General features: G+C 54.4%; 12 protein-coding genes. 10 read left to right on the top strand and 2 right to left on the bottom strand.

Translation table 11 applies throughout. From position 1 onward, the window contains the following. Positions 1-359: ATP-binding protein (locus AWB82_RS39290; RefSeq protein ID WP_143756969.1), on the bottom strand; the 359-nt coding region annotated here is incomplete at its 3' end. Between the two features lie 326 nt (positions 360-685). Between AWB82_RS39290 and AWB82_RS34640 the strand changes: the two genes are divergently transcribed. The 10 genes from AWB82_RS34640 (at position 686) to AWB82_RS34595 (ending at position 15,542) form a co-directional block, all read left to right on the top strand. Beyond that, complete coding sequence (locus tag AWB82_RS34640) at positions 686-1,366, top strand: hypothetical protein (RefSeq protein ID WP_143756968.1); 681 nt, start codon at positions 686-688, stop codon at positions 1,364-1,366. Positions 1,367-2,000: 634 nt separating this feature from the next. Further along, positions 2,001-2,993, top strand: a complete 993-nt coding sequence (locus tag AWB82_RS34635; protein ID WP_143756967.1) for a hypothetical protein — start codon at positions 2,001-2,003, stop codon at positions 2,991-2,993. A 1,442-nt stretch (positions 2,994-4,435) separates the two neighbouring features. Beyond that, on the top strand, positions 4,436-5,098 hold the full coding sequence (locus tag AWB82_RS39285) for a nuclease-related domain-containing protein (protein WP_143756966.1): 663 nt from the start codon (positions 4,436-4,438) through the stop codon (positions 5,096-5,098). A 634-nt stretch (positions 5,099-5,732) separates the two neighbouring features. After that, entirely contained in the window at positions 5,733-6,209 is a 477-nt protein-coding gene (locus tag AWB82_RS34630) for a hypothetical protein (protein ID WP_086973782.1), read from the top strand. Positions 6,210-6,536: 327 nt separating this feature from the next. Beyond that, entirely contained in the window at positions 6,537-7,541 is a 1,005-nt protein-coding gene (locus tag AWB82_RS34625; protein WP_143756965.1) for a hypothetical protein, read from the top strand. After that, the gene (locus tag AWB82_RS34620; protein ID WP_200818270.1) at positions 7,528-7,953 is read left to right on the top strand and encodes a hypothetical protein; all 426 of its coding nucleotides are present in this window, start codon (positions 7,528-7,530) and stop codon (positions 7,951-7,953) included. The genes AWB82_RS34625 and AWB82_RS34620 overlap by 14 nt, the downstream gene beginning before the upstream one ends. Positions 7,954-9,018: 1,065 nt before the next feature. Beyond that, positions 9,019-10,581, top strand: a complete 1,563-nt coding sequence (locus AWB82_RS34610) for a recombinase family protein (RefSeq protein WP_086973779.1) — start codon at positions 9,019-9,021, stop codon at positions 10,579-10,581. Continuing rightward, a complete protein-coding gene (locus AWB82_RS34605) occupies positions 10,578-11,477 on the top strand; it encodes a plasmid partitioning protein RepB C-terminal domain-containing protein (protein ID WP_086973778.1) in 900 nt (299 codons plus the stop codon). The genes AWB82_RS34610 and AWB82_RS34605 overlap by 4 nt, the downstream gene beginning before the upstream one ends. After that, positions 11,474-12,358 (top strand): plasmid partitioning protein RepB C-terminal domain-containing protein, encoded by an 885-nt coding sequence (locus AWB82_RS34600; protein WP_086973777.1) that lies wholly within the window; start codon positions 11,474-11,476, stop codon positions 12,356-12,358. The genes AWB82_RS34605 and AWB82_RS34600 overlap by 4 nt, the downstream gene beginning before the upstream one ends. Before the next feature lie 2,770 nt (positions 12,359-15,128). Then, positions 15,129-15,542 (top strand): GtrA family protein, encoded by a 414-nt coding sequence (locus AWB82_RS34595; protein WP_086973776.1) that lies wholly within the window; start codon positions 15,129-15,131, stop codon positions 15,540-15,542. Here AWB82_RS34595 and AWB82_RS34590 read toward each other — a convergent pair. After that, the coding region (locus AWB82_RS34590) for an SDR family NAD(P)-dependent oxidoreductase (protein ID WP_143756964.1) at positions 15,523-15,837 on the bottom strand (315 nt) is incomplete at its 5' end. The two genes, AWB82_RS34595 and AWB82_RS34590, sit on opposite strands and share 20 nt — an antisense overlap.

Below are 15,837 nucleotides of genomic sequence, written 5' to 3'. Positions count from 1 at the left end.
TAGCCCACGAGGCGACGGACGACCGAGCCATTTTTTTGCTCGACCCACGCTTGATCGTTCTTCTTATAGGCGCGCGAGCGCGTCAGCTCGATACCCGTTGCCTTGCAGAAATCGAAGACAGCCGCGTTCATGAAGGCGCTATCGTTATCGCAGTCCAGACCACGCAACGGAAACGGCAAGGCAGCGCTAACCCGCTCGATGTGCTCAAGAACGAACGCGCCGCTGCGAAACGGCATAGCGAGACACTCGGTCCAACCCGTTGCGATAAAGAACACCCGATAGCCGGCATCGATCAGCGCATGTCCGAGCCCGGCCGCTGCGTGCGACTTGCCGGCCCCCGGCGGCCCGAAGAGCAGCAAATTGGCACCTTTCTCGAGCCACGCATCACCTGCCGCGAGCGCTTGCAGATGGCGTCGGCGCTTGGCTAGTGGAACTCGCTCGCAATATCGAAGCAGTCGCGCGAAATGACGTCGGCCGCACTTAGCACATTAAAAAGTATGGGGCGGCGGCTTGGGCTCATCGAGCGCCGCGCGGGGCACCGCTCCCTGGCTGCGACGAAAGATCTATCGAATTTCGCATCATTCCAACCTCTTAATGCTCGCAATGGACTCTACGATTGTTCTTGTTGCACCCCAACGACAAGAGCTGGCTGAACGATTCGCCAGATACAACGGAGCTTCAATCGATGGCAAAACAAACCGGCGCACCTGCAAAAGAGCAGATCACCCCGTTCTTTCCGACCCAGGCCTATCTCGGATATCCGAAAGATTACGAGAAGGAGCCCGCGCTCAAGAAGCGTCGGCGCGAGTACGCCGAGTTCTCGCGAAAGTTGCGAGCGATTCTCGCCCCGTTGCTGGTCAACCGTTATGCTTTGCATGAAGACATGCTAGTGCTCACCAGCAAAGGATTTTCGGGGCAGGGCGTCGACGTGGACTGCGTAGCCGTCACTCGGTTCGGTGTCTTTGTGATCACGCACATCCCGGTGGCTGGCATCATTTCTTCTTCGCAGAAGGCGAACGAAATGGTCGTCCTGAGCGAGTCGGGCGCAGCACATACCTTTCCATGCCCCCTTTGGCGTGCGGCACCCGCCGTTCACTTTCTTTCCGCCCTTCTGTCGGATTTGCAATGCCCAGTGCAGGCGATCGCCATCGCTACGCATGATGCTTGCGCGATCGAACTTGGCGTTCCCACCGCGATCTTCAAACTGAACGAACTGAGCCAGTTCTTGCGGCAAAGCTACGATCGCTACAGTGCCGTCAACTGGTCCTTCTTTGATGTCGACGAGATCAATGCACGTCTACGGAAAGGATGCCAGAGTTGGGATCACGCCGTCGAACAAGCCGAGCGTGATGCGCATCGGTCCTGATTGCTAGGCGAGGATCTTTCTGCCACTGCGGCACAAATGCGCATTTTTTCACCGCATTCCTTCCAATGCTTACGCCGACTGCCTTGGCGTAAGCGAAAAACGAGCCTTCGGCCGCACGAAGTCGATTTCGCAATATTTCGCTGTTTTCAAATAAAAATCAGTGGGTTAGCTCCGTGTGACCAGAGAAAAAAGCAAAGCTCTCCGGACGAACTTTTCCGGTCTGACTAACGGTGAAATTGAGCAGAGGGGGTGCAGCGAAGACAGCAGAGTGGTATTGGCGGCGAAAGCAGCGAATTGCTGACTTGCCTTTGAAAGTCCGCTTGTGGATGTTGCAATGCTTGGACTATTGCCGGATTCTACGCCAACTTTCGTTGGCGCACAAGCTGCTATCGAATCTCACGCCATGTCGTAGTGCGCAGAGCTTCAGTCGGCGCTTCTATCATCTTGCTGCTATGCATTCGGGTCACTTGTTCTGATGATGTATGTAAGCATTATGAAATGGCGAAAGTTGAAAGACGGTGTTTTTAATACGTCTTTCACCCAATTTAAAAAATGGTTGTGGCGTCGTTATCAGGACTCTCTTATGTGAGCAACAAGTATGCGATCATCCAGGCGCTGAACTAAAGGAGACCCGATGAAACCATCAAAAAGGCCATATCGCTTGATAAGCCGTCGCAGTTGCCTGCGACTTGCGCAGCTATATCAGGAAGGGCTCAACGAAGGGAAATGGAAGACGCAACTCGGCGCTTTAAGCACATTGCGCGTGAGTCAGGGAGATTTGTCGTTGGCATTGCAGCTTCACGAGTTGCCCGATGAGATTCTCGACCTATTTGATGACCTCATTGGAATCAGCAGCCACACCGTTCGAGTCATTCGCCATACAGTCATTCATGATGGGATCAAAACGGTGCTGGGCCGTATCCGGCAGAGCGGGGCGACCAATGCAAAGCATTCGAATAAAGCAGTATTGAAGATCGTCAAAGGCCACGCGCTGAACTCCAAGACAATGCTGCGCTGGTCGGGGCAAGACCCCGTAAAGATCGCGGCCCGCGCGCTTGATCTGCCTAAAAACATCTCCGACCGATATCACCTCGGGGTGACGAATGGAGAGTGGGCAAGTTTCAGTGCCTGTGCGAAGGCGCTCGGGGTATCGCGACGGAATGTTAGCGTTGCCGTTTCGATTCGGGAGCTTCCCGACGCAGTTCGTCACCTGTTCTATGAGACGGACCTAACGTTCGCGGTTGGGAAGCGACTTCTCGCGCTCAAGGACGAACTGGGACTCGATGAGATGCTTGTACGGGCACGCTGCGTGGAGTCAATGTTCGACGCGAGCGGCCGGACGGCGGCAAACATTCTCTCTGAGCTCAACGCGGAGAATATCCGCCCGTCGACTTTCACCCGTGTACGCATTAGAAAAGGAAGAGGCCGAAATCGGCTGGTGATCGAATGTAAAGATTCCGAGTTGCTGTGGAGGTACCGCAACGAGATCGAGAAGTCGATTACAAAAGTTCTGAAAAAGCGGATTACCGATGCTGAATTGGTTCAGTTTTTGCGCCAATTTGGTAGCATCTTCGATAAAGCTCACCTCGCCCGCTTGCCGAGTACTTTCGCGCCCCGTCCCTCGTGAAGATCACATTAGGCGATGCGTTGGACGACGTGTCTCGCATGCTTCGGACGACAATCGTCGATCTTGAGTGTCTGCCGATGACGGCCGCGATGATGCCCCATAGCCTTCGGCGATCGTCGCTTAACTTTTCGCAACCAGACACTCATCACCTCTTCATCTGCTAAGCGTGTCAACGCATTGACGTAGGCGACGTCGGCGGATTGTTTCCCTCCTCCGAATGCCGCAAGCGACGTCGCCACGAAGACACAGAAATGAGGGCTTACTCACTCGAGTCCGCGGCGTGGGTTCACGCAGCGGCCGTGGTGATAGCAGAGTGGCTAACGCCATTCCGGTTCCGTGCGTCTGAGACGCGATATGCGACATCGGCTGGAGGCTGAGAGCCTACCATTGCGCGATTGCAACTCTGGGTCGGCAAAAAATGCAGCGATTTCGTGCACGCGTGCATTCATGGGCTCGTACGCCCAAAAAAGAATTAGCTCTACGAAGCACGAAGGGGACGTATGGCGGCCGCGCGCGGTTTTTTGCGCCGCTCGGCGAGCTACAGGGATCTCCAAACGAGTCGAGGCGACTCCCGCTTTTGTCCGTATCTTTGTCGCTCGTAGTTGGGGCGTGCGGACCTAGTGACCCGCGCCTGCATGTCCGGGCGCAAACCTGTCTTTCCGTATTTCCTGCAGGTCACGGCAGCGCCTTGACTTCTTCTTGTTGCAGGCATGCTGGTCTTGTTCAAACCAGTAATTCATCGCTATGCTAACAACGAAGCGTCTGTGTCATCCGCTACCCACACAACGAGCGCGAAGCGTCGCTCCTAAGCAGCGTACCTCGCGCCTCAATTGGTCTCGAGCGCGCACGCGCGACCCGATGCGTGCGCAACGCCCGCGCGCTGGCGGAGCCAAATCATGCGTGCGCTAAAGCAACAACCCATCGCAAAGTCCCGAGCGTCGGAGGTGAAGCGGCCCTCACGGTGCGCGGACGCTGAATTGACGCACCTCGAACGCGTGATACGCCACCTCCTAAGCGCGAATGCACCGCCCATGCCGCCTTACCTTGGTCGGTCTTACTGGCTCAGGCGGCTCGAGCGTTTAGAGAAAGAAACCTGCCTAGTCGCCGCGCAGTTGAAGCGTCTAGGCACCCTTCGCAACCTTCTGCTTGCAGACGCATCATGTCGCCGGCAATGTGCGTGACTATTCACTTATCGGAGCGCGGTCAACCGAATTTATCACGCGGCGATCGGACTCACGCCCGCTATTGGTTGCGCGCGACTGCTGGTTTGGTACCTGCCAGGATGGCACGAAATCTTCGACATCACGATGCCTATCGCCCAGTGTTCTTGCTGAGTGGGGGCGACACCGAGCGAGGATCTCTTAACAAAACGTCGTCCATCAACGTGCAGCGCTCGGCGAAGACTGATTGATGACCGCAATAAACCAACCGCGAGAAACGAAATGAGAGATCCAATTCAGAAACGAGAACCCGCATCCCATCCGTCGAACGATCGAAGGCTAAGCGGCGCCGATCACCTTACTCATCTGCTAGAGCACGATTCAGTCTTAGGCGCAGGCCGTCGGCGCGTCTGCCGCTGGTTGCACCGCCGAATCGCGCCTGTATTCAGCCGCGTGTGTGAGAGCCAAGTCCGCTTTCGCGAAGACCTAACCCTCGAACATGCGCCGGGCACTGCGAGCGCGACGACATTGGTCCATTGCCTTGCTGTTACGCCTTTCGGTGTTTTCGTTGTCAACTACTACGATTGGAGAGGCGAGGTCAGGCCCGGGACCAATGAAGACGAGTTGCTCGTGATCGATGACTTGGGCGGCGTCACGGTGCACACGTCGCCTCTCCGGCGTGCAAAGCCGGCGGTGCGCCACTTACGGTCAGTGCTCTCTCAGCACGATTGTCCGGTCGAGAGCATCGCCATATTCGCAGAGGTGGACTGTCGCCTCCATCCGACGGCACCCGATGGAGTTCTAGCGTTGTCCGATTTGCATTACTTTTTGCGCACGAAATTGCTCAGCTTTCGCGCGACGCATGCACGTTATCTGGACGCAGCGCGTATTGATAGCCATATAGATCGGACATGCGGTTCGTGTCGGCGAAGACAGTCGCGCTGAAAATCCTCGGGCGAAGCTGACCATCGTTTCAGAACAAGACGGTAACCCGACGAAGGATCGGACCGGAAATACAACGAAAGCGATATAGCGAGACAAGGCTAAGGGGAGGGGAAGCGCAGCGTCGAGTCGACGCGGGCAACGCCGCGCCACAAGAACTATCCACATCCTCGTTTCGGATAAACCTTGGCGCGGGTCGGAGCAAACCGGAAAGACTGCGTTTTTTCGAAGCTTTTAGCGTTACTAAGACTGGCTGTCGGTCTATATTGAATCCACCCACCGCGTATTCACGCATCGACATAACAGGCGAGCGGCTTCTGCTCGCCCTTCACCAAATCTTCATCTTTCGATCCCCGCGGAGCACGGACACGCTTGCCCTCACGAGCGCGTCCGACCTGTTGCCACCATCGCCGGTCGCTTTCTTGATGCCGATCGGTCGGACCGGACATTTATCGACGGCGATGACTCGCGTGCCGCTGCAGCTTCAACTTGAGATTTCCATCGTGTCTGCGCTTCAGGGCCGATCGGCTTAGCTGATAGCGGCGCGCATACCAGCGCCATCGTTGTGGTTTCAACCGCTGTAGTCCGCTTTCAGCATAACGCTGGAGGCAAACACTTTTCCATCTAAGGAGGTTTTATGAAAGTCGCTGTATTGGAAGTCCGTTATGCAGGTGGTCTGGAGCTGACCGATTATGTTTTGGTGAAGACGTCCTCCCGTCTGACCTTGTCGCCGCGTCTGAGTGCTTTGCTCGGCATCCTAGAGAAGTCGGAGCGTCGCATCACTATGCGGATCAAGGTGGATGGAGTCACCTATCGAGTTGAATGCAAACAGGACGGTGAGTATGTCGTAGGCGCGAGACTTAGCCTTGGCGAGCGCTGGTTGTCCAGACTGCGACTCTTCGAAGCGCCGACTGAGTCTCAGCGGCGGCTCAATGGACGATTTGCCCATTTGCTGAGCGCTTGGGCGCTTATCGGTGCGGGCTATTTGGTGTACGCGACGAAGACCTGGGACGTGCGCGTGATCATTGAAACGGTTCTGCTTTGCTTCATATCGCTGACGTTATTTGTTGTCGGGCACATTTGCTTTTCGGACGTTCGTCAGCCCACTCGTTAGCCTGGCGGTTCCGTGGCTGTGCTTGTTGGACTCTCGCATCTTCGAAATCGGCCACTCGATAATCGGGCGTGCTGTTAGCGTCTCTGCGATTTGACGTTGATGCGAACCGCGCTGCACGGCGCGGTTCGCCTAAGCAATGTGCGAGTCACGAGCTCCTCGACCGAAACCCTGTTCACTCTCATCGCGAATAGCGGTATCTAATGCGGGTCGAGTAGTCGAAATCCGACGGTCGATTATTTCGCAGAACAAACGCACCAACCGAAGCATGCAATGTATCAATGATTAATCATAGCAAACTGCGCCGCGTGAGCGGCAGGAGGAAAGGTCATGGCCGCAAAGATGTGGTCTGCTGTAACAATGGAAGGTCGAGAGATCTTCACGGACGAAATCGCCTCTCCTACAGAAACATCGTCGTTGAAATGTAGGCATTGCGGCGTTGCCGTTTCTTATGTTCCGCCACATGCCCGAGAGAATAGGGGAAAGGTCTATTGGGTGCGGGGATATTTCCGCCTGCTTCCGAAATGCGCGCACGAGGAGAGCTGCGTCTTCAATGTTTGCGAGGAGATTGAAGTGCTTGCGCGCCGGTCGTTGGGTGTTATGCAGGCGCTAGCCCAAGGACGATATTGCTTCCGTCTCCTTGCGTTTAGTGATATGCGCGATCTGACGGCGTGCCGGCCCGAGGCAACCATCACGCGACTGATCAGCGCAGCAAATGCTAATGGACTGCTCTTCTCACATGATCCGCGTCTCTTGTTATCGGCATACCTCAACACCGCTAAGCGAGTGATCTCGCTTCGCGCCTTGTGTGGAGACGATAACGTGTTGAAGGATCGGGTCAAACTTGTCTTCAACGGAATGTCCGTGTGCTGGAGCGACTTCTACTACGAGGAAGAGCGGTTCCTTGCAGCCTATCGCTGGATCGGTCAGACAGCTGTCTCGTTTCCAGTCGCTCTGGTCGGCCATGTTTCCACGATCAAGATCATCCAACGCAAGGACCGGTCGTTGTATATTCTAAAGCTCAAGCTCCCAGCCGCTACGCCTTATGCCCGTGACGCGAACGTGGGCGAACTCACCCAAGCGGAAGTATGGACCAGCCGACCCGAATGGGTGAAAACGCTTCAGAAAGACGATGAGGTCGTCGTCTTCGGCCATTGGCGACACGCTGTAGGACCTACTTATACTTATCTACAACGGAGGGGCGATGTAGCTTTTCGCAAGATTCTGGAGCGTCGCATGTCGATTTGGCTGTACGTGAAGTCCCAGATTTCAAGGGTCTGCCGACGAGCGTCGGAGACGTCACGGTGCGCTGGATCTCAAAATGCGCGACCCTGACAATGGTAGTTTAGACAGCGTCAAGCGGCACGGCCGGTCGGCCAAAACAATTGTCGCTGCCCAGTGGGCCCCCGGGAAGACGCTGGAGCGCTTTTTTAACACTCGCCTTGGCTTTCCGCCAAAGCGATATCGTGAGATGGTCGAAGCGCTGTGCGATTTCGCTGTCTCAACTGGAAAGGACATTGTCGAAGCTGCAAAAAATGAGACCCGGTGGCGCTGGATTGCGAAGCAGATGCTGCACGCATGGAACGAAGGCATGGCGTCACTGCGCAGCGCCAAACCGCAGGCAGCGCTCAGAGAGCTCACGCCCGTCATTGAGGTCACTGGTTTCTCGGATGCCGACAAGGCCGATAGCACGAGGGAAGTAATTGGCCGCTCGGAATTGCTGGCAGATCACAGCAAAGAAGTCTGACGCACTACAAGTTCGGCATGCGACGCCGGCGCGTCGCACGCCCGCGTTCGATATATGTCAACACCGACTGAAGCCTGACCCAAGGGGGCGAAGGTAAATCTTGGGCTGGTTTTATGCTGCCATTCCTAGACTCTCCCGGTATTGGAGCGGGCGGAGAGAGGCGAGCGAGCCTTTGATCCGCTTTGCGTTCAGTAATCCCTGACAATCTTGGGGCTGAAATTGGATTCGTAACATCCGTGCACACGCTCTAACCGCGCGCGCCAAACACAGAGACCATTTGCGCGTCGCCCTGTCGCGGATCTTCGGGTATGCACGCGCGAGAATGATGCGGAGTTTGATCGATGCGAGACGTCACAGTTTCGCAGCCTAGCGAGTTCGCAGTCTCCCGGCATGCGGGTATGCGCCCCGTACGCCGGCAAAGCGCGTATCGAAATAATCTGCCCGAGTCAAACTAATGATCTGACTCTGGGAGCAAAAAATGGACGTCTACCGTCGCTGTGGGAATTGCAAACAACGGTTCAAGGTGCGGCCCCAATCCCCCAATCAGCGGTACTGTTCTACTCACGATTGTCAGCTGACACGCCGAAGACTTTGGCAGAGAGAACGGCTGCAGTCCGATCACGACTATCGGGAGAATCAACTTCGAGCCAGTGCGGATTGGCGAGTGCGCAATCCCGATTATTGGAAGTCATATCGGGAGAAACATCCGGCGTACGTTGCTCGCAACCGTGAGCAACAAAAGAAGCGGAAAACAGATCGCCATGCCAGTGCAAAGATGGACGCGTGGCCGCTGGACTACTCCCTGCGATCGGGAACGTACATCTTGACGGCCGTATCTAATTCGTTGCACGCAAAAATGAACGCGTGGATCGTTCACCTCACAGTGCTGACGGCCACGGAGGGGCTTCCTGAAGAAAGATTGTAAATAGATGACTCGTGCCACGTAACGTTACACGCTGCTACTCTGATTCCGACGCGAAGCGCTTCGGTTCATTACGGCTGCAATGGACGGTTCGCCCGAACTTTACGGTACGCATCAAGCAGGTCATCGGACTGGTGGAAAGAATGACAGGCGATCCTGATCCAAAGGTGTGCGAAGGTGGCTTTCATACTAGAGCTGCTGAGTATGTTCGTATGTCGACTGAACACCAACAGTACTCCACGGAGAATCAGCGAATAAAGATCCAAGAATATGCCAATCAGCATCGACTCAGGATTATTGCGACCTATGCGGACGAGGGAAAAAGCGGCCTTCGGTTAGACGGGCGCGCTGCACTTCAGCGGCTCATCCATGATGTTGAAGCACGCACTGTCGACTTCCAAGTCATTTTAGTATACGACGTTAGCCGCTGGGGACGATTTCAGGATGCAGATGAGAGTGCCTATTACGAGTACGTGTGTAGGCGTGCTGGCATCAACGTTGTATATTGTGCTGAACAATTTGAGAACGATGGATCTCCAGTCTCGACGATCGTTAAAGGTGTCAAACGGGCAATGGCCGGAGAGTACAGCCGCGAATTGTCAACGAAAGTCTTTGCCGGTCAATGCCGACTGATTGAGCTCGGCTTCCGTCAAGGAGGACCGGCGGGTTTCGGCCTACGAAGAGTTCTTGTCGACCAAGGCGGGCTGGTCAAGTCGGAACTTCGACGCGGAGAACGCAAGAGCTTGCGAACTGACCGGGTAGTCCTGATGCCTGGGCCCGAGTGCGAAACTGGAATTGTTCGCCTGGTCTATCAGTGGTTCATTGAGGAGTCGCTATCCGAAGCTCAAATCGCGGCTAGATTGAACTCGATGAATGTACGGACCGACCTCGACCGTGCGTGGAGCAGAGCAACGGTCCACGAAGTTCTCAGCAACGAGAAGTATATCGGCAACAACATCTACAACAGAGTTTCGTTCAAACTCAAGAAGCTCCGAGTGGTGAATCCGCCTGAAATGTGGATCCGAAAAAACGGAGCCTTTGAGTCAGTACTGTCTCCAGACGTATTCTACATAGCTCAGGGGATTATGCGCGCACGCGCACATCGGTACTCAAACGAAGAATTACTGGCGCGGCTGAGGGGCCTCTATCAATCACGTGGCTTCCTTTCTGGAATTGTAATTGATGAAACCGATGGGATGCCATCGTCCTCTGTGTACACTTACCGATTTGGGAGCTTGGTAAGAGCGTACCAAGCCGTCGGGTTCACACCAGACCGGGACTATCAATATGTCGAGATAAACCGACTCCTTCGCAGACTGCATCCAGAGATCGTAAATGATACCGAGCGATTGATCGCCAAGATTGGCGGCGAAACCGTGAGGGACCCCGCCACCGATGTGCTGTACATAAATCGAGAGTTCACAGTTTCGATCGTCTTGGCACGCTGCCAGCACGCCGGTTTGATGAAACACAGGTGGAAAGTTCGGTTCGACGCGAGTCTGCTTCCCGACATCACCGTTGCTGTAAGAATGAAAGACGGGAACGAGTCACCCCACGACTATTACCTACTACCGCGTGTCGATTTTGGCCAGCGAGACATTCATCTAGCCGAGCGGAACTCGGTAGAGATCGAGACGTATCGCTTCGACACACTTGAGTATCTCTATCGTATGGCAGAGCGCGCGCGCCTTCGGAGGGTCGCATGAATGCAAGCGTAAATCCGCTCGTCATCCGCACAGTTCCGATCGACCGCATCGAGGTAATCAATCATCGTGACCGGAACAGTCGAATATTCGAGGAAATCGTCGGCAACATACAAGCGATCGGGCTCAAGAAGCCGATTGTCGTCACGTCGCGACTAGCACCGGACGGCACTGAGCGCTTCGTCCTTATCTGTGGTGAGGGACGTTTGACTGCGTTCACGTCTTTGGGAGAACGTGAGATTCCCGCCTTGGTGGTCGACGTCGACGACGAGGACGCCCTTATCATGAGCCTCGCAGAAAACATCGCCCGACGCCAATACCGCCCCCTCGAACTTCTTTTCGGTATCCGCCAACTGGCTGAAAGGGGATATGGTGCAAAAGCGATTTCCGAAAAAACGGGTCTAACTGTTTCGTACATTCAAGGGATTCTGACACTGCTCAAGCACGGCGAGGAGCGCCTTCTCGTCTCGGTTGAGAGTGGCGCGATCCCATTGAATGCTGCGCTGTCAATCGTTCGCGCGGGCGACGATGATAACGCCGTCCAAAGTGCGCTTCAAGAAGCATACGAAACGGGGCAACTTCGAGGAAGGCAACTAGTCCGGGCGCGTCATGTGATTGAAAAGCGGCAACTCCTTGGTAGGTCAATCGTCCACAAACCTGCAGGCAAACGCTCGACACTCACCGCGAGCGGACTGGTCCGAACGTACCAAAATGAGGCCAAACGTCAGAAGGCACTCGTCCGAAAGGCAGACTTCACGCAACAGCGACTGCTTTTCATTGTCGGAGCGCTACGTCAACTTTTCGCCGACGAGAATTTTCTCAACCTGCTACGCGCCGAAGCAATCAGCTCTTTACCAAAATACTTGGCAGACCGGGTATGGCCGGAGAGCGCAGCATGAGCCGAGTTCAGTTGGCCTTTATTCCAGAGCCGATTAACGTTCCTCTAGATTCGGTCCTCCCGTCGAGACAACCTACTCCGGGGCTAACAATCTCACGAAAATTTAAGCAAATTGTGTCATCAATTCAGGAAGTTGGTCTTATTGAACCCCTCTCTGTTATGCCCGAGGACAAGAATCTGGGCGGTTTCGTTCTTTTGGACGGGCATTTGAGGCTTCTAGCTTTACGAACACTACGTATTTCACATGCCGCCTGTCTAGTGTCAACCGACGACGAAGGCTATACCTACAATAACCGTGTGAATAGACTATCGGCGTTGCAAGAGCATTACATGATTCGACGAGCGATGGAAAAAGGTGCGTCGCCCGAGCGCTTAGCTAAGGCACTTGGGGTCAATCTTTCTCATATCATCAGTAAGGCAACCTTATTGGACGGAATTTGCCCCGAAGCGATCGATCTTCTTAAGGATCAGCAATTCTCCCCCAGCCTATCTCGAGTAATTCGGAGAATGAGGCCAACGCGGCAGGTAGAATGCATCGAACTCATGCTGGCCGCGAACAACATTACTGCCGCCTATGCAGAAGCCTTGTTTGCAGCAACTCCGGCGGATCGGCTGGTCGAAGGGAAGCGACGCCCACGGCGCGTAGTCGCGAGCCAGGAGCAAATTGCAAAGATGGAACGAGAAATGAGCAATCTACAAAGCAAGTATAAGCTTGCGGAACAGAGCTTCGGTCAGGACGTCTTGAATCTAGTGTTGGCCAGGGGCTACTTAGCCAAATTGCTTGAGAATGAGGAAATCATGCGGTATCTCTTGGCTCATCATCCAGACCTCGTAAAGGAATTCGAATTAATCCTAGAGTCGGTATCCCTTGAGCAAGGTTGAGTTGAAGCGGTCTGCGAACGAGTCAACGATTTCCTTTATGCGCCGCATTGAGACTATCCCTGACTGAGTGCGTCACGACAGCGTGCCCAAAATTCGATAACGTCGACACTCTTCAAATTTAGTTCAAGTGTCTCGGTAAACATACTTCCGACGGGAGGGCAGCGGCGCCTTTGTTTGACGTGTTCTCTGCAAATTTGGAATGCGAGTTGGCCAAGCTGAATTCGTCTCATCCAGTCAAAGTATGTATTCGATCGCGCCTGCCACAGATATATGGACTCTACTAGGTGAGAAGGTGACCATGATCGCGTCAGCTTGTACGACACAAGTGTCGCACAAACTAGATAGCAGACACAGTGGACCTCCGTGTCGCCGGCGTGGAATTCATCGTTAGATTTGCGCATAGACTACCATAAAGTCACTGAATATGAGGCACGCCGTGCCAGCAATCAACGGACACACCGACTTCGCCGCTTCAGTAATGGAGTTTACTGCATTCTGAAAACTCAATCTATGAGCGTCTCTGAAATGCTGCGTTTCACGGCACGGGCGCGCGCGCAGCCGAGATTCCGGGATCATGAGGCCCGGGGACGTCAGTCGAAACATCGGGTCGATGCAGGATTGATTAATGCCGGCGTCGACGATGGCGCATCAAGCATTCGTTTGGCCAAGCGCAGGCGGGAGGAAGAAATGTTTACTGTTCCGCGCTGCTGGTCGGCCCCGATGCCGCATTTAGCACATTTGTGTTGTCAAACGTCGCTTCGCAGACAATGCCCCGCCCACGAGCTTCGGCAACGCACCTTCAGAGCGAACTCGGCCGGAGAATTCAACCGGTCGACGAACAAGTTAGTGACTGACAGGGGGCGGTAGTGCTGCACATGAACCAGCGCCCTTGAACTTATCGCACTAAGACAAGGAACGCGGTAATGCTGGACAGTTGGCAGAACCGCGAACCTCTTGAGATCGCGCAGCTTTCTGGTCAGACCGATTTATCTGCAGCAAATTTCCATTAACAAATGTGCACCTCGACCGCTGAAAAGCGGCGAAGACACTGGCCGAGCGCGAAGAGATCTTGGGCCTCGTGACTGTGATCGGATCAGCCGTCAGAGTCGATCGATTGCATCGCAACTACAAGCCCAAAGAGAAGCGCTTTCGCTATCTGAATGTGGCCGACGTCTGGATGCGGGGATTATCTGGAAATAAAAAGTCGGTACTTTGTTGCTTGGATTTCGCAACATGTCAGCATCGAATCGATCGGCCAAAAGTTTTCGATTGCTCTCTTCGATCGACATTGGCTTGGAATCTGCACGCAGGGTCTCAAATGCGCAGACCTTTAAAGCTCAGGTTGCGTTGTATGTATCAGGTCTAGTAATCCATAAAAAGGTGGATTGAGAGACTCAACAGGCGTCTCACGAGAAGGGGCTCGACCGCACATTGAGAAATTCCATACGTCCTATAAGAAGCTTGGTCGCCTCGTGGCGAGTCGAGTACTGCCGAGCGAGGTGCTGGGGCATCAGGTAACAAAACGAACCGGGGTGCGCTGTCCGGCGCCTTTGCCTACCTGATGTGATCTAGGGCAAATTCACGATTTAACAATTAGCGAATCGCGAGCTGGTTGCGATGCGACGATTGCAGTCTCGATGGAAGAATTTTGCGTCGCAAAAACCCGAAAACTTATCGGAGTATCCCGAAACCCGCTGATGAAAGTGCCTTTTTCATAAAGGGGAGATCGCCGTCGATGGCATTCGTTGCCAGCCTTCGGTAGTCGCCAAGCGAGATAGTTAGGGATTGGCACTGCCGAGCCGCGCTGTGCACCACGATGTCTAACGTGTGCCGATTTCCTCATCCTTCGAAGTCAAGAGACAGTGCCACTTGGTCAAGCTGTCCACTCGAAGGCGTCCTCAATCCATCGTTGTGTGCGTCCGCATTGCCGCGGCAAATAAGTAGCCAGTCCGGTGACACTCAATTTCCGAAACACTTTGTTCGATTGATTTTTCGACGTTCGCCCAAGCGATAGGCTAGTCGCTAATTTGTGCCGCCCAATTTTCTCGTGGCTTCGAAATATTGGAGATTGTTGGTCTCCCTAAACCAGAATATCTTCGCATGCCTTTGGATTAAGATAATTAAGACTTGTCGTTGAATATGGCAGGAGGTCTAGTGCGGAGGATGGCGAGAGTCGCTGTCGAGTAGTCAAATTAATATCGCGAATATGCGATGACAGGGTGATTTAACGATGCTGCTATTCGGTATGAGGCGAACGGTTCCTTGTTGAAGTGCTAGAAAATAAGGCGGGGCGGTTGTAGAGGTAAAAATAATAAAGGTGATACAGAAGTCGCGAGGCTTCACCTTAGGCACGTTTGAACCGGAAGAGCAACTTACCTGCGCTTTGGTGGATCGTTAGTCGTCGGCCTCATTCACCGCTTCAAATATATTAAATCTTCGAAAGGCATCTTCAACGAAAATGCGAGCGGCTTTTCGTATCATGAACTGCTGCTTCGATCCGTACCGCCTACACGTTTTTCAAAGCAGCGGCTCAAGATGATCTGTCCCTTAATATGACGAACGGGGACGGTGTTTATGTGGGAATCGGTGGCACGCGATAGCATTTCGGCTAGCATTGCAGAATTGACTCGATAGCAATGTATATTGCTTCGGTTTCAACGCAAACTACCTTTCGTTTGAAGTCGGGCCATCTGCGAAAGGTGAGACGCGTTCGAATCCAGAAAAGGCGAAGAGCCACTGAAATGTCAAACAACTATCTCGATCCAAGGTAATGCATCTCGCGCTTCTCTACACCTTCTTCGCCGCCATCGCGACCCTCGCCAACATCGGCGCGCAGGACCTCACAACGCGCATCTACACCGGTCCGTGGCACATTCTGCTCTCGGTATTCATAGGCACGGGCGTCGGCCTTGTCGTGAAGTACCTGCTCGACAAGAAATGGATCTTCCGCTTCAAGGCCGAGAACGCGCGCCACGACGCGACCATGTTCACGCTCTACGTGACGATGGGCCTCGTCACGACCGCGATCTTCTGGGGTGTGGAGTTCGGCTTCAACGCCATCTTCGGCACGGCTGAAGCGCGCTACATCGGCGCGTGCATCGGCCTTGCAATCGGCTACGTGATCAAGTACCGCCTTGACAAGCGCTACGTGTTCCGCACTTTTCCTAAAGCGACGCGCGCTTGAACAAAAACCGCGGCACGTTGCGAATGATCAGCATGATCCCCCGCCAGAACCACGGCGTATAAACCACGTCCTTGTTCCTCTCGACCCCACGCACGATATCCTTCGCCACCTTCTCCGGCGTCGCGACGAGCGGCCCGGGCAGCGGCAGACCCGCGGTCATCGGCGTGGCGACGAAGCCGGGCTTGATATCGACGACATGCACGCCGACCTTGAAAAGCCGCGCTCGCAAGCCTTCGAGAAACGCCTGCAATGCGGCCTTCGCGCTGCCGTACAGATAATTCGACGGACGCCCGCG

Origin of the sequence: Caballeronia glebae, assembly GCF_001545035.1 — a bacterium.
In the GTDB taxonomy this organism is placed as follows: Bacteria; Pseudomonadota; Gammaproteobacteria; order Burkholderiales; family Burkholderiaceae; genus Caballeronia; species Caballeronia glebae.
The sequence above is the reverse complement of the archived record's forward strand: the minus strand, read 5'-3'. Positions and strand labels throughout refer to the sequence as shown.